General features: G+C 71.0%; 23 protein-coding genes. 13 read left to right on the forward strand and 10 right to left on the reverse strand.

Annotated elements, in window-relative coordinates:
- Positions 1 to 31: 31 nt before the first annotated feature.
- From AB0C36_RS16960 to AB0C36_RS16975, 4 genes are all read right to left on the reverse strand, one after another.
- Positions 32 to 1,402 carry a GH1 family beta-glucosidase gene (locus AB0C36_RS16960; protein ID WP_358354668.1) on the reverse strand — a complete coding sequence of 457 codons (1,371 nt, stop codon included), beginning with the start codon at positions 1,400 to 1,402 and terminating at the stop codon, positions 32 to 34.
- An 89-nt stretch (positions 1,403 to 1,491) separates the two neighbouring features.
- A complete protein-coding gene (locus tag AB0C36_RS16965; protein WP_358354671.1) occupies positions 1,492 to 2,331 on the reverse strand; it encodes a carbohydrate ABC transporter permease in 840 nt (279 codons plus the stop codon).
- Positions 2,324 to 3,343, reverse strand: coding sequence for a carbohydrate ABC transporter permease (locus AB0C36_RS16970; RefSeq protein ID WP_358354674.1), 1,020 nt, complete (start codon positions 3,341 to 3,343; stop codon positions 2,324 to 2,326). Before AB0C36_RS16970 ends, AB0C36_RS16965 begins: the two co-directional genes overlap by 8 nt.
- Positions 3,344 to 3,616: 273 nt before the next feature.
- On the reverse strand, positions 3,617 to 4,960 hold the full coding sequence (locus AB0C36_RS16975; RefSeq protein WP_358354677.1) for an ABC transporter substrate-binding protein: 1,344 nt from the start codon (positions 4,958 to 4,960) through the stop codon (positions 3,617 to 3,619).
- Positions 4,961 to 5,127: 167 nt separating this feature from the next.
- Between AB0C36_RS16975 and AB0C36_RS16980 the strand changes: the two genes are divergently transcribed.
- Together AB0C36_RS16980 and AB0C36_RS16985 are read left to right on the forward strand one after the other, a co-directional pair.
- Positions 5,128 to 6,372, forward strand: a complete 1,245-nt coding sequence (locus AB0C36_RS16980) for an ROK family transcriptional regulator (RefSeq protein ID WP_358354679.1) — start codon at positions 5,128 to 5,130, stop codon at positions 6,370 to 6,372.
- A 101-nt stretch (positions 6,373 to 6,473) separates the two neighbouring features.
- Positions 6,474 to 7,658 carry a hypothetical protein gene (locus AB0C36_RS16985; RefSeq protein ID WP_358354682.1) on the forward strand — a complete coding sequence of 395 codons (1,185 nt, stop codon included), beginning with the start codon at positions 6,474 to 6,476 and terminating at the stop codon, positions 7,656 to 7,658.
- A 65-nt stretch (positions 7,659 to 7,723) separates the two neighbouring features.
- On the opposite strand, the gene AB0C36_RS16990 is transcribed toward AB0C36_RS16985, so the two are convergent.
- Positions 7,724 to 8,218, reverse strand: a complete 495-nt coding sequence (locus AB0C36_RS16990; RefSeq protein WP_358354685.1) for a MarR family winged helix-turn-helix transcriptional regulator — start codon at positions 8,216 to 8,218, stop codon at positions 7,724 to 7,726.
- Positions 8,219 to 8,294: 76 nt separating this feature from the next.
- On the opposite strand from AB0C36_RS16990, the gene AB0C36_RS16995 reads away from it, so the two are divergent.
- Positions 8,295 to 8,936: an NAD(P)-dependent oxidoreductase gene (locus AB0C36_RS16995; protein ID WP_358354688.1), complete on the forward strand. Its 642-nt coding sequence runs from the start codon at positions 8,295 to 8,297 to the stop codon at positions 8,934 to 8,936.
- Between the two features lie 18 nt (positions 8,937 to 8,954).
- On the opposite strand, the gene AB0C36_RS17000 is transcribed toward AB0C36_RS16995, so the two are convergent.
- Complete coding sequence (locus tag AB0C36_RS17000) at positions 8,955 to 9,122, reverse strand: hypothetical protein (protein WP_358354691.1); 168 nt, start codon at positions 9,120 to 9,122, stop codon at positions 8,955 to 8,957.
- Positions 9,123 to 9,333: 211 nt separating this feature from the next.
- Between AB0C36_RS17000 and AB0C36_RS17005 the strand changes: the two genes are divergently transcribed.
- On the forward strand, positions 9,334 to 9,693 hold the full coding sequence (locus tag AB0C36_RS17005; RefSeq protein WP_358354693.1) for a hypothetical protein: 360 nt from the start codon (positions 9,334 to 9,336) through the stop codon (positions 9,691 to 9,693).
- A 9-nt stretch (positions 9,694 to 9,702) separates the two neighbouring features.
- Here the strand turns inward: AB0C36_RS17005 and AB0C36_RS17010 are convergent, their stop codons facing one another.
- The 4 genes from AB0C36_RS17010 to AB0C36_RS17025 form a co-directional block, all read right to left on the reverse strand.
- Complete coding sequence (locus AB0C36_RS17010) at positions 9,703 to 10,569, reverse strand: amidohydrolase family protein (RefSeq protein ID WP_358354695.1); 867 nt, start codon at positions 10,567 to 10,569, stop codon at positions 9,703 to 9,705.
- Between the two features lie 96 nt (positions 10,570 to 10,665).
- Positions 10,666 to 11,859: a lipid-transfer protein gene (locus AB0C36_RS17015; RefSeq protein ID WP_358354697.1), complete on the reverse strand. Its 1,194-nt coding sequence runs from the start codon at positions 11,857 to 11,859 to the stop codon at positions 10,666 to 10,668.
- Complete coding sequence (locus tag AB0C36_RS17020) at positions 11,856 to 12,299, reverse strand: Zn-ribbon domain-containing OB-fold protein (RefSeq protein WP_358354699.1); 444 nt, start codon at positions 12,297 to 12,299, stop codon at positions 11,856 to 11,858. The genes AB0C36_RS17015 and AB0C36_RS17020 overlap by 4 nt, the downstream gene beginning before the upstream one ends.
- A 260-nt stretch (positions 12,300 to 12,559) precedes the next feature.
- Positions 12,560 to 13,492: an AurF N-oxygenase family protein gene (locus AB0C36_RS17025; protein ID WP_358354701.1), complete on the reverse strand. Its 933-nt coding sequence runs from the start codon at positions 13,490 to 13,492 to the stop codon at positions 12,560 to 12,562.
- Between the two features lie 241 nt (positions 13,493 to 13,733).
- Between AB0C36_RS17025 and AB0C36_RS17030 the strand changes: the two genes are divergently transcribed.
- The 9 genes from AB0C36_RS17030 to AB0C36_RS17070 all read left to right on the forward strand — a co-directional run.
- Entirely contained in the window at positions 13,734 to 15,743 is a 2,010-nt protein-coding gene (locus AB0C36_RS17030; protein WP_358354704.1) for an acetoacetate--CoA ligase, read from the forward strand.
- A 221-nt stretch (positions 15,744 to 15,964) separates the two neighbouring features.
- Positions 15,965 to 17,407 (forward strand): glycosyltransferase 87 family protein, encoded by a 1,443-nt coding sequence (locus AB0C36_RS17035; protein ID WP_358354707.1) that lies wholly within the window; start codon positions 15,965 to 15,967, stop codon positions 17,405 to 17,407.
- A 52-nt stretch (positions 17,408 to 17,459) separates the two neighbouring features.
- Positions 17,460 to 18,974, forward strand: coding sequence for a glycosyltransferase 87 family protein (locus tag AB0C36_RS17040; protein ID WP_358354709.1), 1,515 nt, complete (start codon positions 17,460 to 17,462; stop codon positions 18,972 to 18,974).
- A gap of 100 nt (positions 18,975 to 19,074) precedes the next feature.
- The gene (locus AB0C36_RS17045) at positions 19,075 to 20,547 is read left to right on the forward strand and encodes a glycosyltransferase 87 family protein (RefSeq protein ID WP_358354711.1); all 1,473 of its coding nucleotides are present in this window, start codon (positions 19,075 to 19,077) and stop codon (positions 20,545 to 20,547) included.
- A gap of 87 nt (positions 20,548 to 20,634) precedes the next feature.
- Positions 20,635 to 21,288 (forward strand): cardiolipin synthase ClsA, encoded by a 654-nt coding sequence (gene clsA / locus AB0C36_RS17050; RefSeq protein WP_358354712.1) that lies wholly within the window; start codon positions 20,635 to 20,637, stop codon positions 21,286 to 21,288.
- Positions 21,289 to 21,378: 90 nt separating this feature from the next.
- A complete protein-coding gene (locus tag AB0C36_RS17055; protein WP_358354729.1) occupies positions 21,379 to 23,874 on the forward strand; it encodes a sugar phosphate nucleotidyltransferase in 2,496 nt (831 codons plus the stop codon).
- Positions 23,875 to 24,147: 273 nt separating this feature from the next.
- Positions 24,148 to 25,350: a DUF881 domain-containing protein gene (locus AB0C36_RS17060; protein WP_358354715.1), complete on the forward strand. Its 1,203-nt coding sequence runs from the start codon at positions 24,148 to 24,150 to the stop codon at positions 25,348 to 25,350.
- Positions 25,347 to 25,679: a small basic family protein gene (locus AB0C36_RS17065; RefSeq protein WP_358354718.1), complete on the forward strand. Its 333-nt coding sequence runs from the start codon at positions 25,347 to 25,349 to the stop codon at positions 25,677 to 25,679. Before AB0C36_RS17060 ends, AB0C36_RS17065 begins: the two co-directional genes overlap by 4 nt.
- Before the next feature lie 514 nt (positions 25,680 to 26,193).
- Positions 26,194 to 26,296, forward strand: a 103-nt coding sequence (locus AB0C36_RS17070) for a Cys-every-fifth RiPP peptide CefA (protein WP_358354732.1), incomplete at its 3' end; no start/stop codon positions are given.

A 26,296-nucleotide genomic window follows, 5' to 3' on the forward strand; every position in this document is an offset into this window, starting at 1 on the left:
CGCTGCTTTTCCGCCGCCTTTTCCGCGGTCGTCAGGAAGCCGGCGTACGCTCCGCCGCCCGGAGCGCGGCGTGTTCGGCGATCAGCGCCGCATAGCGCCGACCCGAGTCCTTCATCGTGCGGCGCTGGGTCTCGTAGTCCACGTGCACGAGGCCGAAGCGGTGCGCGTAGCCGTAGGCCCACTCGAAGTTGTCTAGCAGCGACCACGCGAAATGCCCGGCAAGGGGCACTCCTCGGGCCAACGCCCGCCCGCAGGCCGCGAGATGCCCTTCGAGGTACGCCGTCCGCTCCGCGTCCCGCACCTCGCCGTCCGCGTCGACGGTGTCCGGCCAGGCCGCGCCCGACTCCGTGACGTAGAGCCTGCGCGCGCCGTACTCGGCCGCCGCCCGGACCAGCAGCTCTTCGAGGCCGTCCGGGTAGACCTCCCAGTCCATGCCGGTGACCGGTGAGCCCGGGACCGGGAGTTGGCGTGCGTAGGGGGCGGGGCCGTCCGGGTCGGCGGTGACGATCTGGCGGAAGTAGTAGTTGATGCCCAGGTAGTCCAACGGCTGCGCGATCACCGCGAGGTCGCCGGACCTCTCGGGCAGGTCGACGCCGTACAGCTCCCGCATGTCGGCCGGGAAGCCGCGGCCGTGCACGGGGTCGAGCCACCACCGGTTCACGTGCCCGTCGGCGCGTACCGCGGCCGCCACGTCCTCCAGCCGGTCGCTCGCGGGTTCGATCGGGCTGAGGTTGACCACGTACCCGACCTGCGGCGTGCGCGGGGCCTCGGCGCGGATCGCCTGAGTGGCGAGGCCGTGGCCGAGGAGCAGGTGGTAGGACGCGCGTACGGCGGCCTCCAGGTCGGTCAGGCCCGGCGCCATCCGGCCTTCCAGATGCCCGATCCAGGCCGAGCACAGGGGTTCGTTCAGCGTCGTCCAGTCGGTGACGCGGTCGCCGAGGGCGGCCGCCACCGCACCGGCGTACTCGGCGAACCGCTCGGCGGTCGCGCGCGAGGTCCAGCCGCCGACGTCCTGGAGTCCCTGCGGGAGGTCCCAGTGGTAGAGGGTCGCGAACGGGCGGATCCCGGCGGCCAGTAGTTCGTCGACGAGCCGGTCGTAGAAGGCGAGTCCGCGGGCGTTGACCGGTCCCGAGCCGGTCGGGACGATCCGGGGCCACGCCACGGAGAAGCGGTACGCGCCCAGGCCCAACGAGCGCATCAGCGCGACGTCTTCGGAACTGCGGTGGTAGTGGTCGCAGGCGACGTCGCCGGTGTCACCGTTGGCGACGGCTCCCGGGACCCGGCTGAAGGTGTCCCAGATCGACGGCAGTCGGCCGTCTTCGGCGACCGCGCCCTCGATCTGGTAGGCGGACGTCGCCGCGCCCCAGACGAAATCCTCGGGGAACTCGGACAGGTCAGGCATGCGTACGGTCTCCCGGGTCGTGCCGGCGGTGCGGCTGTGCGGATCGTGTGCAGCAACTTGCTGGGGTTCGAAGTCGGTGAGCGGGTAAGTCACTTGACCGCCCCCGCGGTGAGTCCGGCGACCAAGTAGCGCTGGAGGAAGAGGAACCCGGCCACGACCGGCACGCTGACCACCAGCGACGCCGCCATCACCTGGTTCCAGTACACGTTGTTCTGCGTGGAATAGCCCTGCAGGCCGACGGCGAGCGTGCGGGTCGACTCGTCGGTCATGACGGACGCGAACAGGACCTCGCCCCATGCGGTCATGAAGGCGTACACGGCGACGGCCACGATCCCGGGCGACGCGGCCGGGATCACCACGCGCATCAGCGCGCCGATCGGGCCGTTGCCGTCCACGAGGGCGGCCTCGTCCAGGTCGCGGGGGATGGAGTCGAAGTAGCCGACCAGCATCCAGATCGAGAACGGGAGCGAGAAGGTCAGGTAGGTGATGATCAGCCCGAGGCGGCTGCCGTACAGCTCGACGCCCGTGGCGTTCCCGATGTTGACGAACAGCAGGAACAGCGGGAGCAGGAACAGGATCCCGGGGAACATCTGGGTGGACAGCACCGACACCGAGAAGACCTGCCGCCCGCGGAAGCGGTGCCGGCTGATGGTGTACGCGGCGAACACCGCGATCGTCACCGAGAAGACCGTGGCGGTGGTGGAGACGATGAGGCTGTTCACGAAGTAGTCGGCGAGCGGGACGGTGTCCCAGATGTCGATGAAGGGCTGCACCGTCAGGTCGGACGGCCACCAGCGGAAGTTGCCCTGTACGTCGGGCAGCGGCTTGAGCGACGACGTGACCATCACGTACACCGGGATCATCGCGAAAGCGGTCAGCAGCGACAGCCCGACCCATCGCACCCAGCGGAACCAGCGCGGCTCAAGCATCGGACTTCCCCCTCCGTATCCGGCCCACCCCGAGGTAGACGGCGGTCACCAGCAGCAGGAACAGGAGCAGCAGCACCGACATCGCCGATCCGGTGCCGAAGTTCCAGGTGACGAACGAGTTCTGGTAGATGTGGATCGAGATGAGGTCGGCTTCGTCGGGCGCCGACTTGCCGAACAGCACGTACGGCGTGTTGAAGTCGTTGAAGGTCCACAGGAAGAGCACGAGCAGCACCACGCGGTTGACCGGCGCGAGCATCGGGATCGTGACGCGGCGGATCTGCTGCCACACCCCGGCGCCGTCCAGCGCGGCGGCCTCGTAGACGTCGCGCGGGATGTTCTGCAGCGCGGCCATCAGGCACAGGAACGCGAACGGCCAGGTCCGCCACACGGCGGTGACCACCAGCGCCCAGAAGCTGTTTCCGCCGATGAGCCAGAACGGCCGGTCGTCGACCAGCCCGAGCTGGTCCACCAGCACGTGGTTCACCAGACCGGTGTCGCGCTGGAACATGAACCCGAAGGTGATCACGCCGGTGTAGACCGGCAGCGCGTACGGCACCAGGAACAGCGCCCGCAGGAAGCCGCGGCCGCGGAACGCGCCCTGCATGAGGATCGCGCCGGTGATGCCGAGCAGCCAGGAGATGCCGACGACCAGCACCGTGAACATCACGGTCACCCAGAACGAGTCCAGCAGGGCCTTGCCCACCGGGCCGTCGAAGTCCACCGCGAGCCGGTAGTTGTCGAACCCGGCCCCGGGGGCGCTGGTCCAGTGCCGGATGTGGAACTGGGTGAGCTTCAGGAAGCTCATCCCGATACCGACCGCCATGGGGATGACGTGCACGAGGAGTTCGAGCACGATGGCGGGCGCGAGCAGGACGTACGGCAGTGCTCTGCGGGGGATCCGGAACCGTCCGCGCGGGAACCGTCCGCGGGCGGTCGGCTTGCCGAGGCCGCCCGGCCCGTCGTCCGGCGGGTCCTCGGCGACCGGGTCCCGGCGGGTGGTCGTGGCGGCCATCGGGTCGTTCCTTCCTGCGATCCCCGCGCGGGAGCGCGGTGCGGTGCGGCGTGGTGAGCGCTTCCTGACGAGGGCGCTTCCTCACGTGGGCGCTGCCTGGGCGGGTGCTTCCCGAAGAGGCGCTACCTGACGGCGAGCGTGGTGAGGGAGTGTTGTCGGCCCAGGGCGCGTGTCGTGACGGAGGGGCGCGGTGCGGTGGCGGGGCCGGAACGGATTCGCCGGCCGCCTCGGCGGTGCCGCCGCACCGCGGTCTCCAGGGGTCCCGCGCGGCGGTCAGCCGGCGGCGACCATCTTTTCCTGCGCCTCGTCGAGTGCGGACTTGACGGCGGCCTCGGTGACGTCCTTGCCGGACGCGGCATCAGCGATGAGCTTCTTGACCGCGTTGCCGACCAACGTCTCGAACTGGCTCTCCGCGGGAACCTGCGGCAGCGGTGCGGCGGTTTCGGCCAGGGCCTGCTGGAAGACCTTGACGCCCTCGGTCTGGAAGGCCGGGTCGTCGTAGGCGTCCTTGACCGACGGCAGCGACCCGTACGTCTTGTTGAGCGTCTTCTGCGTCTCGGCGCTCGTCATGAAGGCCATGAACTCGAACGCCGCGTCCTTCGCGTCGGAGTCCTTGAACACCGCCATGTTGATGCCGCCGACCATGCTGTTGATCCGCGGCGCCCCGGCGGGGGCGGAGGCCGGGAACGGGATCGGCGCCACGCCGATGTCGTCCGGGTTCATGCCGTTCGAGACCAGCGAGCCCTGCGCGGCCTGCCACATCAGCATCGCGGACTTGCCGGTGGCGAAGTCCTTGAGCGACTGGGTGCCTTGGCTGTACTCGGCGTTGCTGGGGTTGACGATCTTGTCCTTGGCGAGCAGGTCGACGTACCGCTTGACGCCCTGGACCATCTGCGGCGAGTTGAAGGCGGGCTTGCCGTCCTTGGTGAAGATCTCGGCGCCGTACTGCTTGCCGAACGTGAAGGCGTGGTGCACGCCTTCGGTGTAGCTGCCGCCCTCCAGGGCGAGGCCCCAGCGGCCGTCCGTGCTCAGCTTGCGGCCGACCTCGGCCATCTCTTCCCAGGTCTTGGGCGGTTGGACGCCGGCCTCGCGGAAGATCTTCTTGTTGTAGTAGAGGGCGTACGAGCTGCTGTAGATCGGCAGGCCCATCGGGGGCTTGCCCTCCGCGCCGGTGGCGGCGTACGGGGTGGCCAGGAAGCGGTCCTTGCCGCCGACCTTGGCGAGCACCGTGTCGTCGATCGGCACGAACGCGTCCGTCGCCTGGAGCGAGGCGGACCAGGTGTTGCCGATGTTCAGGATGTCCGGCCCCTTGCCGGAGGTGGTCGCGGCGAGGATGCGGTTGAGGAGGTCGTCCCACGGCACGACCTCGAGGTCGACCTTGATCCCGGTGCGCTGCGTGAACTTGTCGAGTTCGGGCTGCAGCACCTGCTTGTCGTGCTCGATGCTGGTGCCCTGGTTGGTGGCCCAGTACGTGATGGTCTTGCCGGCGGACCCGCCGGGGCCGCCCGAGGCGCCGCCGTCGTCGTCCGAATCGGACCCGCCGCATCCGGCCAGGACGAGGGCCGACAGGGTCAGTGCCAGAGCAGGGGCGACTCTTCGAACACGTCGTACTCGCACGATGACCGACTCCTCAGCTGCAGGGGACTTTGTTCGCGGTGTGATTTAACTGGCGGTGAACATCACCGTCAAGAGCAAGACACCGGCGAACTTCCCGGTAAAATCTGCTTGACCAGCTTGTTTCAAGGGTTGAAGTATGTGGAGGCACGACGAGGGTGGGAGCCACGATGGAGTCCGGCAGGCAGTCCGACAAACTCAGTACGGTGCAGGGTCTGCGGCGCGCCAACCGCGCCCAGGTCCTCCAGCGGCTGTACGCCGACGGCCCGCTCAGCAGGCCGGACCTGACCCGCCTGACCGGACTCAGCCAGGCGACCGTCAGCAACGTCGTCGGCGACCTCGTCGAGGCGGGAGTCGTCACCGAGGCCGGCGCGCTGGACAGTTCCGGCGGGCGCCCCCGGGTGCTCCTGCGCGTCGAGCCGGACCACGCCCGCGTCATCGGCGTCGACGTCGGCGAAACCGGCGTGAAGGTCGAGCTGTTCGACCTCGGCATGCGCGAACTTGCGCGCGCCGACTTCGCGTTGTCCGCCCAGGGTGCCGACGTGGACGAGGTCGTGCGGCACATCCTGGCCGGCCTCGACAAGGTCTGCCGTGACGCGGGCGTCGACCCGTCCGCCGTCATGGGCGTGGGCATCGGGGTGCCGGGCCTGGTCGAGCACGGCGCCGCGGACGCGGGCCCGGGGGAGCACGCCGACCTGCTGGTCCACGGCCAGACCACCGGCTGGGAGGCGGTCCCGTTGCGGCGTCTGCTGCGCGAGGGCACCGATCTGCCTCTGCACATCGACAACGGCGCCAAGACGATGGGCCGGGCCGAGATGTGGTTCGGCTCGGGCCGGGGCGTCGGCAATGCGGTGATGATCCTGCTGGGCTCCGGCATCGGAGCGGCCATCGTCACCGACGGCAAGATGTACCGCGGCTCCACCACCAGCGCGGGCGAACTCGGCCACCTGACCGTCGACGTCGGCGGACGGCGGTGCCGCTGCGGCGCGCTCGGCTGCCTGGAGGCGTACGTCGGCGCCGAGGCCATCCTCGACCGCTACCGCGAACTGCGCCTTGACGACGTGCTGACCGGCGCCGACGAGGAGACCCGCATCGCCGCCCTGGTCGCGGCCGCGGACATCTCCGCGGACGCGGCATCGGTCCTGGAGACGACCGCGCTCTACCTGGGCGTCGGCATCGGCAACCTGGTCAACCTGTTCAACCCGCAGCGCATCGTGCTGGGCGGCTGGGCGGGACTGGCCATCGGGGGCCGCATGCTCCCCGCGATCCAGGCCGCGGCCGCGGACCACGCCCTGCGAAGGCCGTTCGCCGGCACCACGATCGAACTGGCACGCCTGGGACCGGACGCGGTCGCGCTGGGCGCGGCCACGCTGCCGGTCGAGCGCTTCCTGCTCGCGGGCGGCATCCCCGACTGAGCCGGTGCGAGCGTCCGAACCTGTATCCGTTTGGCGCGAATTCGGGTGACACGGTCCCGGCCCGCACCTAACGTGCAACGGTCTCGCGAAGGAGGCGAAAGGTGAACGGGCCGGCGCAGTTGCTGAGCCACGCGCCGGACCACATCCTCGTCCCGCTGCTGGAGCGGTGCTCCGCCGACCTGCGCGGCGCCATCCTGGCCGGGACGCACGGTGCGGACCGGCGCGTCGTCGACGCCGTGATCACCCGCGGCTCACCGGTGTTGCGCCACACCCTGGCCGCGAACCAGGCGCTGGCACCCGAGGACCTGGAGCGGCTGGCCGACCGCGCCGACGGCCGGACCGCCTGGCGGCTCGCGCTGCACCCGCGCGTCCACCGCGACCTGATGGTGCGCGTGATGGCGGTGGCCGACCCGGGCCGCGCGCTGCTGGACAGCCGCCCGTACGACCGCACGCGACACGAGCAGTACGCGCTGGTCGAGTCGCCCGACGCGGCGTACGTCGTCCACGGACTGCGCGGGATCTTCCGCGACGGGACGCTTGCCGACCGGGCCGTGGTCCTGCGCGCGGGGCACAACCTCCTGCGACTCCTCGGGCCGGAGCGGGGCCACGCGACGTTCGCCAGGCACGGGACCACCCTCGGCAAGAAGGAAGCGGACGTGGTCGCCCGCGCGTTCAGGCACCCCGACGGTCCGGGCATCATGCATCGGCTGAGCACGTTCAAGGCGCGAAAGCGGCCGCTGATCGCCCAGTTGCGCCGGCACGACACCATGTGGCTGTCCGACGAGCCCACGGGCTACCGCCCACCGAGCCTGTTGCACCCCTCGGGCCTGCACCTGCTGTTGCTGGCCCCCCACGTGCTGGGCTGGGACGAACTGATGCGCTGCGACGCGCAACTGCGCTGGGGCACAGTGGCCACGCTCACCCTCGGGGACCAGCCGGGGTGCCCCGACGAGTTCAGGGCCCGCGCCGACGTGGTCCGCGCCGACCCGCGTACGACCGGCGTCGCCGCCGACCCCGCGCGGGTCCTCACCCCGTGGTGGTTCCGCGTCCCGCCGGGCCCGACGGCGGCCACCCTGGCCGGTGTTCCGCCGCCGCCTCCCGCACCTCCGGCGCTCAGGCCCTATGAACACCTGACCCCCGAGGCCCGCGCGCACGCGCTGGGCACGCTCGCCGCCGCGTCCCTCGGCGACCGGATCGACGCCTGGCTCGTGGCCCTGCGCCTGCTCCCCGACTTCCCGGGGTCCCTCCCTGAACTCCTCGACACGTCGACCCGCGCCACCGTCTGAGTGCTGACCTGCCGACGACGCGGTGGCGGTCCGGTAGGTCGGGTGGGGGTCCCGGACCATTCGGGTCAGTCGTCGTCGCCCAGGGTCTCCAGCAGTGCGCGCAGGCCGGAGGCCAACGCCTTGCGCTGTGCCGCGCCCAGTCCGGAGAGCATGCGCTCTTCGGTGGCCACGTGGTCGGGCAGGGCGGCGTCGATCAGGGTGCGGCCTTTGTCGGTGAGCCCGACGTACACGTTGCGTGCGTCCGCCTCGCCGCGCGTGCGTGTCACCAGACCGCGCGCCTCCAACTTGTCGAGGCGCTGACTGATCGCGCCGGAGGTGACCATCGACGCGCGCATCAGTTCCGCCGGGGTGAGGCGGTGCGGCGGGTCGCTCCTGCGCAGGGTCGCCAGCATGTCGAACGACGGCCCGTCGAGGCCGTGTTCGGCGAAGGTCCGACCCATCTCCGCCTTGGCCAGGCGCGCGGCCCGGGACAGGCGGCCGAACACCTCCATCGGCGACACGTCCAGGTCGGGACGCTGACGGCCCCACTGCTCGACGATGCGGTCCACATGATCAGCCACACCACCACGGTAGCGGATCCCTTAGCGTTGAGATATATTTCTCTTAGCACTAAGAGATTGACCGGAGGGGTGGACCATGCGCATCACCGTGTTCGGAGCGGCCGGGAACGTCGGCAGCCGCGTCGTCGCCGAGGCATTGGCCCGGGGGCACGAAGTCACCGCCGTCGTACGCGACTCCGCGCGCTTCGCGGACCTGCATCCGGACGCCGCCCACCGCGTCGGCGACGCCGCACGCGTCGAGGACGTCGTCGCGCTCACCGCCGGGCAGGACCTCGTCATCGGGGCCACGCGCCCGGCACCGGGCAGCGAGGCCGGACTCCTGGCCGCCACGCGAGGACTGCTCGCGGGGGCGGAGCGGACCGGCGTACGCCTGCTCCTCGTCGGCGGCGCGGGAAGCCTCACCGTGCCCGGCACCGACGGGCTGACCGTCATCGACTCGCCCGACTTCCCGGCCTCCTGGCGACCGATCGCCCTCGCGTGCGGCGAGCAGTTGGACGCGGCGCTGGCTGCCCCGGCGTCGGTGGACTGGGCGTACCTGAGCCCGTCGGCGGTCCTGGAACCCGGCGTGCGGACCGGTGCCTACCGGGTGGGGGGCGACGAGCTCGTCGTCGACGCGGAGGGCAACTCGTCCGTCTCCATGGAAGACCTCGCCGTCGCCCTGGTCGACGAGGCCGAGCACCCCAAGCACCACCGCACCCGCTTCACCGTGGGCTACTGACTACCGGGAGAACACGGGCTATCGGCGGCGGATGCGGGCTCCTCGGCACAGCGGGGACGGGACGGGCGCCGCCGGGGTCGCGGATTCGTCGGGGCCGCCGGGGTCGGTCGGCTGCGTGATGTCGCCGGAGTACCGGACGACGGGGACGACACAGGGCCGCGAACGGCGGCCGGCGGTAGTGCTCATGGGCGTTCGATCTCCCGCCGCACCCCGGATCAGACAGGTGTGCGACCGCCGGTCAGCCGTGCGGCGCAGAAGATCGACCCGGTCGGCGGTACCTCGTCACAACCGTGTCACGGTGCCTGGGCGCTGTCCCCCGCAAGGGACTTCCCCGTATCCGCGGAAATCCGGTGCTGGGTACCGTCGAGGCTCGTCGAGCCTGTCGGGGGAGGCAGCCATGCTTGAAGAGTTCGTGCGATTGCCGGGGCGGACGAGCGGCGGCGGAGGGGGTCGCGGGGGCCGCGGCGGTGGCGGCGGCACCGGAGGCGGGGGCGGAGGGTACGGAGGTTTCGGGGGTGGCGACTTCGGCGGCGGCCTCGAATGGTTCCTGTTCGTCCTGGTGCTGGCCGGCGCCATCTGGCTGGGGGTCTACCTGCACCGGGCGAGCCAGGCGCAGCAGCGGGCGCAGTTCCTGGCGAGCGTCCCGCCGCCCCCGTCCGTGCCGCCGTCGGCCTACCCGCCACGGCCGCAGAGTCCCGCCCTGATGCACACCCCGACGATGTCCGTCCCGCCGCGCCCGCCGGCGCCGCCGCCGTGACCGCCGGGCTCAGAGACCCAGCACCCGCAGGGCGTTCGTGCGCAGGAACTTGGGCCAGACGTCGTCCTTGAAGCCGACGTTCGGGAGTTCGGCGAAGATGCGGTCGAGGGTCAGGCCGTAGGGGAAGTAGCCCGCGTACATGACCTTGTCGGCGCCGCGCGTGTTGGCGTAGTCGACGATCTCGCGCGGGTAGTGCTTGGGCGCGAACGCCGACGAGGACCAGTGCAGGCCGGGCCACTTGAGCATGAGCTTGACGGCGAGGTCGCACCACGGCTCGCCGCCGTGCCGCATCACGACGGTGAGCTCGGGGAAGTCGTAGCAGACCTGGTCGAACCGCATGACGTCCTGCGCGGTCGCGGGGACGCGCGGGCCGGGGATGCCGGCGTTGACGAAGACCGGCAGGCCGAGGTCGACGCACGCCGCGTACATCGGGTACGCGAGGCGGTCGTCGATCGGCACCGGGGGAGTGCAGCCGCAGGGGAAGAACGACGCCGCGACGACGCCGGCCTCCTCGCGGGCGCGGCGCAGCGCGCGTACGCCTTCCATGATGTTGGTCGGGTCGACCTGGAAGCTGCCCAGGAGCCGGTCCGGATGGCGGCGCACGGCGTCGACGGTGCCCTCGTCCTCGAACGAGACCGGGATCAGCGCCTTGTCGATCCCGAACCCGTCCATGGCGCGCAGCAGGTCGTCGGCGGACGAGGCGGAGCGCTCCATCTCGGGGAGGTCCTTGAACATGTAGCCGGCCGGGTGGGTCATGCCGCTGCGGCTGTCCTCGTCCCGCAGCGTCCCGGCCATGGCGGTGGCCCACCAGCGGCGGTCCTTGTTCGGCAGGCCCATCAGCAGGTCGACGACCCCGACGTCGGACGGGAAACCCATGGCACACCTTTCGTGCGAACGCCGGGGCCCCGGCGGCTACCGGCCGCCGGGACCCCGGAACGAAATCGACAAAGCTCCGGATCCCCGCGACGACCGCTAGCGCGTCACGATGATCGACGAGCCGTGCCCGAACAGGCCCTGGTTCGCGGTGATGCCGACCTTCGCGTCCGGCACCTGCCGCGCGCCCGCCTGGCCGCGCAGCTGCCAGGTCAGTTCGCACACCTGGGCGATGGCCTGGGCCGGGACCGCCTCGCCGAACGAGCCGAGGCCGCCCGACGCGTTGACCGGGATACGCCCGGTGACCTCGGTCTCGCCGTCCCGCAGCAGCTTCTCCGCCTCGCCGCGGCCGCAGATCGCCAGGTCCTCGATCCAGTCCAGCTCCAGCGCGGTGGACAGGTCGTAGACCTCCGCGAGGCTGAGGTCCTCGGGGCCGAGGCCGGCCTCCTCGTAGGCCGCATGCGCCAGCGACGCGCGGAAGGACAGGTCGTTCGGCCGCACGGCGGCCGACGAGTCCGTCGCGATGTCCGGCATCTCGATGACCGCGCTCGGGAAGGTCGGGGTGACGGTCGAGACCGCCGAGATGCGCACCGGCTTGGTGGTGCGCTTGGCCGCGAACTCCTTGCTGCACAGCACCACGGCGGCGGCGCCGTCCGAGGTCGCGCAGATGTCCATGAGGCGCAGCGGGTCGGCCACCACGGGGGACGCGGCGACGTCTTCGAGGGTGAACGCCTTCTTGTAGCGGGCGTTCGGGTTGTGCAGGCCGTTCTTCGCGTTCTTGACCTTGACCTTGGCGAAGTCCTCGACGGACGCGCCGTACAGGTCGATGCGGCGGCGCGCGTACAGGCCGAAGTACGTCGGGTTGGTCGCACCGAGCACGTGGAAGCGCACCCAGTCCGGGTCGTCGGGGCGGTCGCCGCCGACGGGGGCGAAGAAGCCCTTGGGTGCGGCGTCGGCGCCCACGACGAGGGCCACGTCGACCAGGCCGGCGAGGATCTGCGCGCGGGCGTTGGCGATGGCCTGCGAGCCGGAGGCGCACGCGGCGTACGAGCTGGAGACGCGGGCACCGGTCCAGCCGAGCGCCTGCGCGAAGGTGGCGCCCGCGACGAAGCCGGGGTAGCCGTTGCGGATGGTGTCGGCGCCCGCGACGTACTGGATGTCGCGCCAGTCGAGGCCGGCGTCGGCGAGCGCGTCCTGCGCGGCCTTGATGCCGTACTCGACGAAGTTGCGGCCCCACTTGCCCCACGGGTGCATGCCGGCACCGAGGACGACGACCTCACGTTCCCGGGTCATGCGGTTGCTCCCGTCGGCTTGAACTTCCAAGTGGTGTAGACCTGCTCGTCGGTCTCGTAGAGCACGCCGGGGACGATCTCGACCTCGGCGCCGACGGTCAGGTCGTCGACGGTGATGCCGGGCTCGGCCTGGCCGAGGACGATCATGCCCTCTTCGGCGAGCTGCACGGCGACGATGGTGAAGGGCACCCACTCGGTGTCCGGGTCGGAGACGTAGGGGGCAGGCGGGCGGTAGCCGGCGTTGGTGTACGACCACACGGTGCCGCGGCCCGAGAGCTTGATCTCCTCGAACTCGGTGCCCGCGCACGCGGGGTTCTTGCAGAACGTGTCCTGCCGGGGGAAGAACACGGTCCCGCAGGCGGTACACCGGGTGCCGAGGAGGCGGAAGTCCTCGTCGTCCGTGGTGAACCAGCCGGGGACCACAGGCTTGTGGTCCTTCATCGCCTGGGCCTCCTTCGTCTCGGGTGCAGTCCTCTCCGGACGGTTCCGGTGGAGGCTGTGCGGTTGTGGGCCCGGCGGGCCCACCCCCCTATTCTGACGGTACGTCAGTTACCTGAGGCAAGGTGGTCGGCAGTAGCACTGCTCACAATCCGTGTCCCCGACCTGGTCGGGGCGTACGCGCGACCGCGCGACTGCGGCGGGCCCGGCCGGGCACGGTGAGGGGATGGCCCGGCCGGGGGCTCTGGAGGCGTGACGCCGCGTCAGCGTGCGGGGGCGACAGGCGGGCGGTAGTCGCGGGGCACCAGGCCCGAGCGCCGCCACAGCAAGAGGCCGGGGCCGCCCATGAGGTTGGTCTCCTCGAAGAACGCGACCAGGCGGCGCGCCCACGCCCGCATGGTCTCGTCGCGGTACGGGTTGGCCAGCGCCTCACGACGGGCGAGCTTCGGGTCGAGGCCCACCGCCGCGTAGACGTTCGGGTGGATCAGGTGGTGCGCGATGACGTGCGCCGACCGCGCGATGACCAGGCGGCTGAACTCCAGCTCCGCACGGTTGAGCCGCGGCGAGCGCCGGACGACCTCTTCGCGCGCGTACCGGACGTGCCGGGCCTCCTCGATCACGTGGATGCGGGACACGTCGCGGACGAGCGGCTGGATCGTCTCGTCCTGCATCATCTCGCGCTGCGCGCTGTCCAGGATCTCCTCGGCGATCAGCGCCGCGGCGAAGGTCTGGATGCCGAACCCGATGGTCTTCATGGCCCGGCCGAGCTCGTGCGCGTAGCGCCCGGGGCCGTAGTTGGGCGCCTCGAACTTCTCGATCATGCGGCCGAACATCGTCGAGTGGCGGCACTCGTCGGCTATCTCGGTGAACGCGTACTGGATGTGGCGGCTGGTCATGTCCTGGTCGTACGCGTGCCGGATCAGCAGCTGCATCAGGATGACCTCGAACCAGATCCCGACGCTCGCGGTGCTCGCGACCTCGTGCCGAGTCAGGTCGACGCGCTGCGCCGGACTCATGCGCGCCCAGGTGCGGGTTCCGTAGAGCGTGCAGCGCTTCTCGTTGATGAAGTACGTGTCCGGGAGCAGCGGAGCGTCCCAGTCGATGTCCTTCAGCGGGTCGAAGGAGTTCTTCGCGGACGCGGCCAGCAGGCGCTCCGCGGTCAGCTCGCGGTCCTTGATGCCAGACGCAACCGGCATGCCGGGCCTCCTCGATCGTCCGTGGTGCGCGTGAGTATTGGGTCGTACAGCTGAGGTGTTACCGCAAGTAACATCCCGCCTCGGGGGCGCCGCTGTCAACCTTCCGGCGTACCTCGAGGGGTGCGCCGCGGGCGGGCGGGTGGCATTCTCGGGCGCGGTCGACAGTCAGGTCGACCCGAGCCCATCCCGGTACGCCCGGCCGAGAACCCGGTCGGCGGCCGTGACGTCCGGAGGTAGCCGCATGTCCGACGCGCCCCAGCCCGCAGCGCCCGGCGAACCCGAGGTCCTGTGGCGTCCTTCGGAGGAGCGCGTCCGCGCCGCCCGGGTCACCGACTTCGCCGCGCGCCTCGCCGAGGACCGCGGGGTCGGGCCGTTCGAGGAGTACGCCGACCTGTGGGCATGGTCGATCGCCGAGCCCGAGGCCTTCTGGGTGTCCGTCTGCGCGTACTTCGACGTCGCCTTCAGCGGTCCGCCGAGCGCCGTACTCGGCAGCGCCGACATGCCCGGCGCCGAGTGGTTCCCCGGTGCGCGCCTCAACTACGCGCGGCACGCGCTGCGCCGCGCCGAGACGCACCCGGACGAGATCGCCGTCGTGCACCTCGACGAGAGCCTCGAACCGGCCGACATCACCTGGGGCGAACTGCGCAGGCGCGTTGCGGCGTTGGCGTACAACCTGCGGGAACTGGGCGTGGGCCCGGGGGACCGGGTCGCGGCGTACCTGCCCAACATCCCCGAGGCAGTGGTCGCGCTGCTCGCGTGCGCGAGCGTGGGCGCGGTCTGGTCGTCGTGCGCGCCGGACTTCGGCGCCCGCAGCGTGCTCGACCGGCTCCAGCAGATCGAACCGGTCGCCCTGATCGCCGTCGACGGCTACCGCTACGCCGGCAAGGAGATCGACCGCCGCGACGAGGTGGCCGAACTGGTCCGCGAACTGCCCACGCTCCGGCACACCGTGCACGTGCCGCTGCTCGGCACCGCGGCCCCCGAGGGCGCGCTCGCCTGGCACGACCTCGTCGCGGGCGACCACGACGACGACTTCGAGCCGGTCGACTTCGACTTCCCGCTCTGGATCCTCTACTCGTCCGGCACCACCGGCCTGCCCAAGGCCATCGTGCAGGGCCACGGCGGCATCCTCCTCGAACACCTCAAGCACAACGCCCTGCACCTGGACCTCGGCCCCGGCGACCGCTTCTTCTGGTTCACCTCGACCGGCTGGATGATGTGGAACCTGCTGGTCGGCGGCCTGCTCGTGGGCTCGACGATCGTGCTCTACGACGGCAGCCCCGGGCATCCGTCCCCCGACGCGCAGTGGACCGTCGCGGAACGCACCGGCACGACCGTGTACGGCACCTCCGCCGCGTACGTCATGGCCTGCCGCAAGCGCGGCCTGCGCCCCCGGGACACTCACGACCTCTCCCGGGTGCGCTGCGTCGGCACCACCGGATCGCCGCTGCCCCCCGACGGGTTCCGCTGGGTCTACGAGGACGCGATCCCGGACGTCTGGCTCGCCTCCGTCAGCGGCGGCACCGACGTGTGCAGCGCCTTCATCGGCGGCGTGCCCACCCTCCCGGTCCACCTCGGCGAACTCCAGGCCCGCTCGCTCGGCTGCGCGGTCCACGCGTGGGACGAGGAAGGCCGCTCCGTCGTCGACGAGGTCGGCGAACTCGTCATCACCGCCCCCATGCCGTCGATGCCCACCCGCTTCTGGAACGACCCGGACGACGCGCGCTACAAGGCCAGCTACTTCGACACCTACCCCGGCGTCTGGCGGCACGGCGACTGGATCACCGTCACCTCGCGCGGCACCGTCGTCGTACACGGCCGCTCCGACTCGACGCTCAACCGCGGCGGCGTGCGCATGGGGTCGGCGGACATCTACGAGGCCGTCGAACGCATCCCCGAGGTCGCCGAGTCCTTGGTGATCGGCATCGAACAGCCGGACGGCGGCTACTGGATGCCGATGTTCGTGGTCCCCGCCCCGGGCGTGGAACTCGACGACGCGCTGCGCGACCGCATCAAGCAGGTCATCCGCACCGAGGTGTCCCCGCGGCACGTGCCCGACGAGATCATCGTGGCGCCCGGCGTGCCGCACACGCTCACCGGAAAGCGCATCGAGATCCCGGTCAAGAAGCTCCTGCAGGGCCGCGCGCTCGACGAGGCCGTCAACCCCGGTTCGGTGGACGACATGGAGGTCATGCGCTTCTACGCCCGCATCGGCGCCGAACGTACCGGCCGGGCCGGCGGCGAGGCATGAGCACCGCGAGCGCCGGAACGGCCCGAGCGCTCCGAGCGGCATCAGCAGCGCGAGCGGCCCGACCGACCTACCCGACCTGCCCGACCTGCCCGAGCGCCCCGACCACCGAACGGACCAATGCCGCCGCCCGAACCGCCGCAATCACCTGAAAGGCCGTCATCACCCTGACGCGCCCGGTCGAATTCTGACTTGTCGGCAAAGGGCGCTGACACGCTCGGCCTATGCCCGACGTGTCCCCCCGAAGGCCCACCCGACCCCGCGATGCCCGGAGCACCGCCACGCGCCGCCTCGCCCGCGCCTGGGCGGTGCTCCTGGGCCTCTCGCTGTTCGCGTACCTCGCACTCGCCGCGACCCGGCCCGACCAGATGTGGTGGCTCGGTGACCTGCGCGTCTACCAGGCCGGGGGAGCGGCCGCGCTGGACGGCGGGCGCGGCCTGTACGACCTGGCGGTGGGCACCGCCCGGCTCCCCTTCACCTACACCCCGTGGGCCGCGCTCACCTTCAGCCCCCTGGCCCTGCTGCCGTGGGGCGCCGCCAAGCCGCTCGCCGTCGCGGGCAACCTGGCGCTGCTGTTCGCCGCCGCCCACCTCGCGTGGGGCCTGGCCGGCCTGGCGCCCGTACGCGCCCGCAGACGCGCCGCCGCCCTGACCGCGGCCGTCCTGCTCTGGACCGAGCCCGTGCAGGAGACGCTCCGCTTCGGCCAGGTCAACCTGCTCCTGGTCACGCTGATCCTGTACGACCTGTCCCGCCCACGCGGCGCCCGCTTCGTCGGCGCCGGCATCGGCTTCGCGGCCGGGGTCAAGCTCACCCCCGCGATCTTCGCGGTCTACCTCCTGGCCACCGGCCGGTGGCGCGAAGCACGGACCGCGCTGGCCACGTTCACCCTGACGGTCCTGGCCGGAGCGGTGATCCTGCCCGAGGCCTCGCTGCGCTACTGGAACGGCCTCTTCCTGGACAGCGGCCGCATGGGCCCGATCGAGCTCCCCGGCAACCAGTCGCTGCGCGGCGCGCTCGTCCGCCTGCTCGGGGACACCCGTCCGGACGCCGCCGTCTGGGTGCCTGTCACGCTGGCGGTCGGAGCGGCCGGGATTCTTCTCGCATCGGCTCTTTACCGGGCTTCCGCGAAGATCCAGGACGAAGCGACACGCCGACACGGCGAACTCGCGGGCGTCTCTGTGACGGCGCTCACAGGGCTTCTCGTCTCGCCCGTCTCGTGGTCCCACCACTGGGTGTGGATCGTGCCCGGCTCGGTCCTCATGGCGAGCGCCGCGCGGGGCGTACGCCGGAACCGGCTGCGGCTGCCGGCGGTGCTCGCGGCGGCCTGCGCGCTACCCGTGGCGACCGCCGCACCCCCCTCGCTCCGGGTCGAACTCCCGCGCCCGGTACCCACCGGGATCATCTGGCATGTCCCCTATAAAGGGGGCCGTGAGCTGCGGCTGCCGGCCCTCGAACAGCTCGTTGCGAGCGCGTATGTGCTGGTCGGGCTGTTAATGATGATCATGTGCGCGGTGATACTGTGCCGAATCGGTACGCACACCTGGCGATCACGAGTCGGCGGAGCGGAGGCCGGTCGGGTCGACGTCGGGCACTCGCGAGGGAAGTCCCCACATGTGCCCGCGCCGCGGTCTCAATCCGACCGGGACGAGAGCCTGCCGATATCCTGACACCGGCCGCGTCCTCCGGCCGTCCCGTGCCTTAGTGGAGTCTCCTAAAGACATGTCCTTCCACCACGTGCTCGTCTCGTCCTGCCGCGAGTTGCTGACACTCGCGCCCCGGACTCCGTACGGGACCAAGAGGGACAAGACCTTCGGGCGCGGGCGGCTGCTCCTGCTCGTGGGCGTCCCGGCGGCGTTGCTGACACTCGGACTCTGGACCTGGTGGTCGCTCACCCAGACGGACATCTTCTGGAAGATGTTCGACCTGAGCGTCTACCACAACGCCGCCGAGTCGGTGGACGACCGCGGTCAGTACATCCTGTACGAACGGTCGTTCGGGATCTGGCAACTCCCGTTCATCTACCCGCCGTTCTCCGCCTACATCTTCGTCAAGCTGCTCCCGTTGGGCTTCGCGGGGCTGAAGTGGTTCATGACCGTCTCCAGCCTGGTGTCGATCCTGGCGGTCTGCTGGGCGTCGTGGGGCATGCTGGGCTACCGCCGGAGCTGGGGGCGGCTCGGTGCGGCGCTGACCACGTTCGCGGTCGTCGTGTGGCTGGAGCCGGTGAGCTGGACCCTCATCTGGGGCCAGGTCAACCTGGCCCTGCTCGCGATCGTGCTGCTCGACCTGGCGCAGCCCGACGCGCGCTGGTGGAAGGGCATCGGCGTAGGGCTCGCGGCCGGGTTCAAGCTGACCCCGGCGATCTTCATCGTGTACCTGGTGATGACGCGTCGTTTCAAGGCCGCGGTGGCCGCGGTCGCCGCCTTCTTCGCCACGGTCGCGTTCGGGTGGATAGTGCTCCCCAACGCGTCCCGCACCTACTGGACGAACCTCAGCGAGATCAGCGGGCGCGTCGACAGCGAGCTCAGTGTCGGCACGCTCAACAACCAGTCCATCAAGGGCATGCTCACCCGACTGATCGACAACGAGTCGGTGGTCGGCGTGGTGTGGCTGATCCTGTGCGCCGCCATCGTGATCCTCGGCCTGCTGGCCGCCGCGAAGGCGTCACTGGCCGGCCGCGAGCTGCTCGGCGTGGTGATCGTCGGCTCGCTCAGCCTGCTCGTTTCGCCCATCTCGTGGTCGCACCACTGGGTGTGGGTGATCCCGGCCTTCGTCCTGCTCGCGCACATGGCGTTCACCAGCCGCCGAAAGCTGTGGTGGTTCGCGACGGCGGGGTTCTTCGTCTTCTACGCGTCGTGGCCCATGAAGATCAACGCGCTGGGCGAGTGGGACGAGCGCGTCCCGCTCCAGCCGTTCGGCCTGATGTGGCTCGTGCCGCGTGACGAGGACCGGGAAAGCCACTGGAACGTATGGCAGTTCTTCGTCGGCAACAGCTACCTGCTGGCCGGGATCGTGCTCACGGTCGTGGTCTCGTGGCTCATCCTGAAGAACACGTCCCTGACGTCCCTGGAGCCGGTCGAGATCAGTACGCCCGACTCCGGCGCCGTCGAGGGCACTCCCGAGCCGGTGGGGGCCGCCGCGCCCGCGGGAGCCGCCTCGGTGGGCTCCTCCGCTTCCTCCGAACCCGATGGCACCGACGAGGGCGCGGGCCGCAAGGGCGTCGGCATAGGGGGTTGACCCCGGCCTTCTCGCGGCCGAGAGGGGCCCGAATGGCGGGCACGGCCCGAAGGACGCCATGATGCAGCCCATGCCGACCCCGGGGACGACGAACGCAGCCATGCGTCAAGACGAACAGCGCGAGAACAGCAGCAGCGGCGAGACCGGCGCCGACGGTGCCGGTGGCGCGGGGGGCGCCGGCGGCAATACCGTCGCCGCGCTGCGCCGGGAAGTTCTCACCTTCGAGCCGCGTGTGCCGTACCGCCCCGCGCCCACCCGCTCGCTGAGTTCCCGCGTGTGGCTGCCGCTGGGCCTGGTGCTCGCCGCGGTCGCCGCCGCGACGTGGGTGTGGACCGTACGCCACCATCCCGACTGGCTGTGGCGCCTGATCGACCTGAGCGTCTACGACGACGCCGGCGAGTCCCTCGGCAAGAACCAGTCGCAGCTGTACGCGAAGCGCTTCGGCATCGGCAAGCTGCCTTTCATCTACCCGCCGTTCGCGGCCCTCGTCTTCTTCAAGCTCCCCTTCGGCTTCGCGACGCTGAAGCTGGTCCTGACCGGCCTGACCCTCGCGTGCCTCCTCGCCGTCGTGTGGGCCTCGTGGGGCATGCTCGGCTACCGCCGCGACTGGGGCCGCCTCGGCGCCACCCTCGCGGTCGCCGCCGTCGTGCTGTGGCTGGAGCCCGTGCAGCAGACGCTGCTGTTCGGCCAGGTCAACGTGATCCTGATGGCCGCGGTCGTGCTGGACCTCGCGGTGCCGGACACGCGGTGGTGGAAGGGCATCGGCATCGGCCTGGCCACCGGTTTCAAACTGACCCCGGGGATCTTCATCGTCTATCTCGTCCTGACCCGGCGGTTCCGGGCCGCCGCGGTGGCCACCGCCACATTCTTCGCGACGGCGGTCGGCTCCTGGCTGGTGATCCCGCACGCGTCGAAGGTGTACTGGACGGACGCCATCGGGGTCGGCAACAACGTCGGCCAGGACTTCGTCTCCAACCAGTCGTTCAACGGCATGCTGCGCCGCGTGTTCGAGCAAGGGCCGGCCGAGAAGCCGCTGTGGCTGCTCGCGTGCGCGGTGACGGCCGTCGTGGGGCTCGGCGCCGCCACGCTGCTCTCGCTGCGGGGGCGCGAACTGGCCGGGCTGGTCGCCTGCGGGGTCACCGGGCTGCTGGTGTCGCCGATCTCCTGGACCCACCACTGGGTGTGGATCGCGCCGATCTTCGTCCTGATCGCGCACGTTTCCCTGGTGCGTTTCCGGGCCGCGGCGTCCTGGCCGGTGCGTGCCGCGTGGGTGGCGCTGCCGGTGGTGTTCACGCTGCTGACGTTCGCCTGGCCGATGTCGATGGAGCGGCGGCCGGCGCTGACGCCACAGGGGCTGCTGTGGCTCCTGCCGTACAGCGAGGGGCGTGAGCACCAGTGGAACGTGCTCCAGTTCCTGGCCGGCAACGCGTACCTTTTCGCCGGAATCGCACTGATCGCGATCGCGGCATACACCGCGCTGCGCATCGGCCCGGCGCGGGGGCAAGGGACGGCAGCGGGGCCGCGCGGCGATACCCTCGGGACGTCCGTACCGTCCGGCGGCCCGACCGCCTGACCTGCACCGCAGCCGGAACGGGTAGGAAGAGCACAGGCAGTCGGAGCACAGGCAGTGCGAGCACAGACGGAACAGAGGGAGTCACGAGTGGCCGAGGCGCCCACGCCGGCGGGAGCCGGTCAGCGCGCGGACGAGAACGCGATCACCACCGACCGCGTCCTCACCATCCCCAACCTGCTCAGCTTCGGCCGGCTGCTCGGCGTGCCGGTGTTCCTGTGGCTGATCCTGTGGCCGGAATTCGGCGGTCCCAAACACGACGTCATCGCGCTCGTGATCCTCATGGTCAGCGGCTTCACCGACTGGCTGGACGGCAAGCTGGCCCGGCGCTGGAACCAGATCAGCCGGGTGGGGCAGATCCTCGACCCGGCGGCGGACCGGCTCTACATCCTGTCGACACTGGTCGGCCTGACGGTGCGCGACATCCTGCCCCTGTGGGTCACCGGCGTGCTGGTGGCCCGCGAACTGTTCATCGCGGCCCTGTTCCCGTACCTGCGGGCGCACGGGTACGGCCTGCTGCCGGTGAACTTCATCGGCAAGGCCGCCACGTTCAACCTCATGTACTCCTTCCCGTGTCTGCTGCTCAGCGACGGGACCGGACGTGTCGCAACTCTCGCGGCGATCTTCGGCTGGGCATTCGCCTGGTGGGGTATCGCTCTCTACTGGTGGGCAGGAGTCCTGTACGCGGTTCAGGCTCGACGCCTGGTTTCCGCGGTGAAACAGGCGGAGGCCGGGTACGCGTAGACCGGCTCCGCCTCTTTCCACCCGCGAGGCCCCCGCACATCGGGGGCCGACCCGCGCGGGTGAAGCGAAGCGATGGGAGGACTTGACTCGATGAAGGCCGTCGTCATGGCCGGTGGTGAGGGAACCCGCCTGCGCCCGATGACCTCCAGCATGCCCAAGCCGCTCCTGCCGGTGGTCAACCGGCCGATCATGGAGCACGTGCTGCGGCTGCTGAAGAGGCACGGGTTCTCAGAGACCGTCGTCACGGTCCAGTTCCTGGCATCCCTGGTGCGGAACTACTTCGGCGACGGCGAAGAACTCGGGATGAGTCTCCAGTACGCCAACGAGGAGACGCCGCTCGGCACCGCGGGCAGCGTCAAGAACGCCGAAGAGGCACTGAAGGACGACACGTTTCTGGTCATCTCCGGAGACGCGCTCACCGACTTCGACCTGACCAAGCTGGTGGAGTACCACCGCGCCAAGGGGGCCATGGTCACCGTGTGCCTCACACGCGTACCGGACCCCGTCGAGTTCGGCATCACGATCATCGACGACGAGGGCCGGGTCGACCGCTTCCTGGAGAAGCCCACGTGGGGCCAGGTGTTCTCGGACACCGTCAACACCGGCATCTACGTCATGGAGCCCGAGGTCTTCGACTACGTCGCCGCAGGCGTGTCCGTGGACTGGTCCGGCGACGTCTTCCCCAAGCTCCTCGAAGAGGGCAAGCCCATCTACGGCTACGTCGCCGAGGGCTACTGGGAGGACGTCGGCACCCACGAGAGCTACGTCAAGGCCCAGGCCGACGTGCTCGACGGCAAGGTCGACGTCGACATCGACGGCTTCGAACTGGCCCCGGGCGTGTGGGTCGCCGAAGGCGCCGAGGTCGACCGGGACGCGGTCCTCAAGGGCCCGCTCTACATCGGCGACTACGCCAAGGTCGAGGGCGGCGTCGAGATCCGCGAGCACACCGTGCTCGGCAGCAACGTCGTCGTCAAGCGCGGCGCCTTCCTGCACAAGGCGGTCATCCACGACAACGTGTACGTCGGCCCGCAGACCAACCTGCGCGGCTGTGTCATCGGCAAGAACACCGACGTCATGCGCGCGGCACGCATCGACGAGGGCGCGGTCATCGGCGACGAATGCCTCATCGAGGAGGAGTCGCTCGTCGCCGCCGGGGTGCGCGTGTACCCCTTCAAGACCATCGAGGCCGGCGCCGTCGTCAACACCTCGGTGATCTGGGAGTCGCGCGGGCAGAAGAACCTCTTCGGGCCGCGCGGCGTGTCCGGCATCCTCAACGTCGAGATCACCCCCGAACTGGTGGTGCGGCTCGCCGGGGCGTACGCGACGACCCTCAAGAAGGGCGCCACGGTCACCACCGCGCGCGACCACTCGCGAGGCGCCCGTGCCCTCAAGCGGGCCGTGATCTCCGCCCTGCAGACCAGCGCCATCAACGTCCGCGACCTCGAGAACGTGCCGATGCCGGTGGCCCGCCAGGAGACCGCGCGCGGCTCGGCGGGCGGCATCATGATCCGCACTACGCCAGGCGTGCCGGACTCCGTCGACATCATGTTCTTCGACGAACGCGGCGCCGACCTCTCGCAGGGCGCGCAGCGCAAGCTCGACCGCGTTTTCGGCCGCCAGGAGTACCGCCGGGCCTTCCCCGGCGAGATCGGCGAACTGACGTTCCCGTCCCGGCCGTTCGACAGCTACGCGGGATCGCTCCTCAAGGCCCTCGACGTCGAGGGCGTGCCGGACTCCGGCCTCAAGGTCGTCGTCGACGCGGCACACGGCAACGCGGCGCTGGTGCTGCCGAGTGTGCTCGGCCGCCTCGGCATCGACGCCCTCACGGTCAACACCGGCCTGGACGACGCGCGTCCGACCGAAACCGCCGAGGACCGCGCGGCCGGACTCATCCGTCTGGGCGAAATGGTGTCGTCCGCACGGGCCGCCTTCGGCGTGCGCTTCGACCCCGTGGGCGAGCGCATGTCGCTGGTCGACGAGCGCGGCCGCATCATCGACGACCACCGCGCGCTGCTGGTGTTCCTCGACCTGGTGGCGGCCGAGCGGCGCGGCGGGCGCATCGCGCTGCCGGTGACCACGACGCGCATCGCGGAGCAGGTGGCGGCGTACCACGGCGTGCAGGTGCGCTGGACGACGACGTCGCCCGACGACCTCGCGCGCGTGGCGGCGCAGGACGGCACGGTGTTCGGCGGAGACGGGCGCGGCGGGTTCGTGGTGCCGGAGTTCAGCACGGTGTTCGACGGCACGGCTGCGTTCGTACGCCTCATCGGGCTGGTCGCCCGCACGCAGTTGACCCTCAGTCAGATCGACGCGCGCATCCCGCGTGCGCACGTGCTGCGCCGCGACGTACCGACGCCGTGGGCGGCCAAGGGCATGGTCATGCGCTCGGTCGTCGAGGCCGCGGGGGACCGCGGTATCGACACCACGGACGGCGTGCGCGTGGTCGAATCCGACGGTCGCTGGGTGCTCGTGCTGCCGGACATCGCGGAGGCGGTCACCCACCTGTGGGCGGAGGGCCCGGACGACACGGCGGCCGAGGAACTGCTCGACGAGTGGTCCGAAGTCGTGGAGCACGCGGGCGACTGAAACGTGTGCACGTACCGGTGCCGGGAGGGGATCCCGGCACGGAGTCCGGAACGGTGCCGGGAGCGGGTGCCGTGCGTGGGCGCCTGAACGGCTGCCCGAACCGGGCGACTGGCGCAGGCGCCTGACACACCTTCAGGACCCCCGCCGCGAGGACGCGGCGGGGGTCCTCGCGTACCCGCCGCGACCTGCGGTGCGCGCGCCGCCGAGGGCTGCTCTGCCCCGCGTACCGGGCCCTGCGGCGACGGTGCGGGTCGGCATGGAACTATGGGGCCCATGACGCGGAAGTCGGCGCCCGGGGAGGCCCAGTACAAACGCCCCGACGCGTCGATGTCGCTGCTGATCAACATCATGGATCACAGCCTCGACGAGGGGTATGCCGAGGCCACCGCCCGCCGTGCGGTCCGCGGCGAAGGCGGTGCCATCAGCCGCGCGCCCGGCACGCGCCTGCTCGTCGCCGTGGGGGTCAGCCTCATCGCCGTCGTCGTGACCATGGCGGCCATGCAGGTACGGGCCACCGCGCCGCAGGCCGAGAAGGAGCGCCGCGACCTGGTCAACCGGATCCACACGCGCGAGGCCGAGGCCGACCGGCTCCAGGACGAAGTCGAGTCGCTGCGTGACCAGGTGGACGCGATGCAGGACCGCAACCTCACCCCGGAAGAGGTCAAGCGCGCCGAACTCCTCGCGACCACCACCGGCGCCGACCCCGTCGAAGGCCCCGGGGTCAAGGTCGTGGTCGACAACGCGGAGCAGGACGCCGGCAAGGACGACCCCAACGCGGACCCGCGCCAGCAGGCCGAGTCGCTGGCCAACGGCCGTGTCTACGACCGCGATCTGCAGCAGGTCGTCAACGGGCTCTGGGCGGCCGGCGCGGAGGCCATCGCGATCAACGGTCAGCGGCTCACCGCGCTGTCCGCGATCCGGGCGGCGGGTGCGGCCATCCTGGTCGACAACCGGCCGCTGTCGCCGCCGTACACGGCCTTGGCCATCGGCGACGCCAAGGCCATGCGCGACGCCTTCGAGCGCGGGCCGGGTGGCGTGTACCTGCGCCACATCGGCGGCAAGTACGGCATCCGCTCGACGATCGGCACCGAGAAGAAGATCAAACTCCCGGCCGCCATCGGCATAACGCTCCGCGTCGCGCAGCCCGAGGGCGCCCCGCCGACCGGCGGCACGCCGATCGCGCCGCCGCCTGCCCCCGGCACCACGGCCCCCGCACCGCGACCCGGCCCTAGTGGCACCCCAGGTACCGGTACGGTGTCTCCCTCGGAGAGCCCGAACCCCGGTTCGGGGGACATTGGCACCAAGGCGCCGACGTCATCGACGACCCCGGGCGGGGCGGCGACACCGACCAAGAGCGGCCGGCCCACCCGGACCCCGACCGGCGGCAACCCGGCGACCTCGGGACGGGGCAAGCCCAAGACGGACAACGCGGCGGCGCGGGACGACGCGCCGACGCATGAGGAAGGACAAGCGTGATCGCGGTACTCGGCCTGGCGTTGGGGGTCGTGGTCGGTTTCTTCGCCCGTCCGGTGATTCCGCACGAACTGGAGCCGTACCTGCCCATCGCGGTCGTCGCGGCCCTTGACGCGGTCTTCGGCGGCGTCCGGGCGCTGCTCGACGGGATCTTCGACGACAAGGTGTTCGTCGTGTCGTTCCTGTCCAACGTGGTGGTCGCCGCGCTGATCGTGTTCCTCGGCGACAAGTTGGGCGTCGGCGCGCAGCTGTCGACCGGCGTGGTCGTCGTGCTCGGCATCCGCATCTTCTCCAACGCGGCGGCCATTCGCCGCCACGTCTTCCGCGCGTAAGGGGGCGCCGTGACCGACGACAACGCCACCCCGCCGCCGCACGACGGCGGACGGCAACCGCGCCGACCCGAGGTCCCCGCCTTCCGCGAACTCCGCGACCTCGAGGAGCCCGTGGGCGACCCGGGGGAGGAGTTCGCCGGGGACCACGGCGGCGACCTCGGCGGGGACTTCGGCGGCGACCTCGGTGCGGACCTTCCCGACGAGTACGGTGACGCACCCGCCGAGGACTCTTCGCGCAAGCCCACGATCGAGCAGGAACGCCCGGTCGACCTCTACCACCGGGACCGCCACCTCCGCGAGGAACTGTACGGCGGACCGGACGCCGACTGGTTCCGCGGCCGCGCTGCCCGGCCCCCCGCTCCCGACGAGGACTGGTACGTCGACGCGCCCGCGCCTGACGCGGGCGGCGTGCCGCCGTTGGTCCCGGGCCGCCGCATGCCCGCCGCACCGTTCCGTCTGGACGGGGACCCGGTTCAGGGGGCGGGCGTAGCGGGTCAGGGCGTTCCGGGTCCGGGTGTTCCAGATCAGAGCGTGCCCGGTCAGAGCGTGCCCGGTCAGAGCGTGCCCGGTCAGAGCGTGCCCGGTCAGAGCGTGCCCGGTCAGGGCGTTCCGGGCCA

The sequence above is a fragment of the Streptodolium elevatio genome, assembly GCF_040649515.1.
GTDB lineage: Bacteria > Actinomycetota > Actinomycetes > Streptomycetales > Streptomycetaceae > Yinghuangia > Yinghuangia elevatio.

What these genes read in the sequence shown, in the direction of transcription:
- AB0C36_RS16965 (WP_358354671.1), bottom strand. Translation starts at nt 2,331, where the DNA reads ATGCTTGAGCCGCGCTGGTTCCGCTGGGTGCGATGGGTCGGGCTGTCG.
- AB0C36_RS17005 (WP_358354693.1), top strand. Translation starts at nt 9,334, where the DNA reads ATGCTTGAAGAGTTCGTGCGATTGCCGGGGCGGACGAGCGGCGGCGGA.
- AB0C36_RS16970 (WP_358354674.1), bottom strand. Translation starts at nt 3,343, where the DNA reads ATGGCCGCCACGACCACCCGCCGGGACCCGGTCGCCGAGGACCCGCCG.
- AB0C36_RS17025 (WP_358354701.1), bottom strand. Translation starts at nt 13,492, where the DNA reads ATGCCGGTTGCGTCTGGCATCAAGGACCGCGAGCTGACCGCGGAGCGC.
- AB0C36_RS17040 (WP_358354709.1), top strand. Translation starts at nt 17,460, where the DNA reads ATGTCCTTCCACCACGTGCTCGTCTCGTCCTGCCGCGAGTTGCTGACA.
- AB0C36_RS17030 (WP_358354704.1), top strand. Translation starts at nt 13,734, where the DNA reads ATGTCCGACGCGCCCCAGCCCGCAGCGCCCGGCGAACCCGAGGTCCTG.
- AB0C36_RS17000 (WP_358354691.1), bottom strand. Translation starts at nt 9,122, where the DNA reads ATGAGCACTACCGCCGGCCGCCGTTCGCGGCCCTGTGTCGTCCCCGTC.
- AB0C36_RS17015 (WP_358354697.1), bottom strand. Translation starts at nt 11,859, where the DNA reads ATGACCCGGGAACGTGAGGTCGTCGTCCTCGGTGCCGGCATGCACCCG.
- AB0C36_RS17010 (WP_358354695.1), bottom strand. Translation starts at nt 10,569, where the DNA reads ATGGGTTTCCCGTCCGACGTCGGGGTCGTCGACCTGCTGATGGGCCTG.
- AB0C36_RS17035 (WP_358354707.1), top strand. Translation starts at nt 15,965, where the DNA reads ATGCCCGACGTGTCCCCCCGAAGGCCCACCCGACCCCGCGATGCCCGG.
- AB0C36_RS16960 (WP_358354668.1), bottom strand. Translation starts at nt 1,402, where the DNA reads ATGCCTGACCTGTCCGAGTTCCCCGAGGATTTCGTCTGGGGCGCGGCG.
- AB0C36_RS17060 (WP_358354715.1), top strand. Translation starts at nt 24,148, where the DNA reads ATGACGCGGAAGTCGGCGCCCGGGGAGGCCCAGTACAAACGCCCCGAC.
- AB0C36_RS16995 (WP_358354688.1), top strand. Translation starts at nt 8,295, where the DNA reads ATGCGCATCACCGTGTTCGGAGCGGCCGGGAACGTCGGCAGCCGCGTC.
- AB0C36_RS17020 (WP_358354699.1), bottom strand. Translation starts at nt 12,299, where the DNA reads ATGAAGGACCACAAGCCTGTGGTCCCCGGCTGGTTCACCACGGACGAC.
- AB0C36_RS17055 (WP_358354729.1), top strand. Translation starts at nt 21,379, where the DNA reads ATGAAGGCCGTCGTCATGGCCGGTGGTGAGGGAACCCGCCTGCGCCCG.
- AB0C36_RS17045 (WP_358354711.1), top strand. Translation starts at nt 19,075, where the DNA reads ATGCGTCAAGACGAACAGCGCGAGAACAGCAGCAGCGGCGAGACCGGC.
- AB0C36_RS16980 (WP_358354679.1), top strand. Translation starts at nt 5,128, where the DNA reads ATGGAGTCCGGCAGGCAGTCCGACAAACTCAGTACGGTGCAGGGTCTG.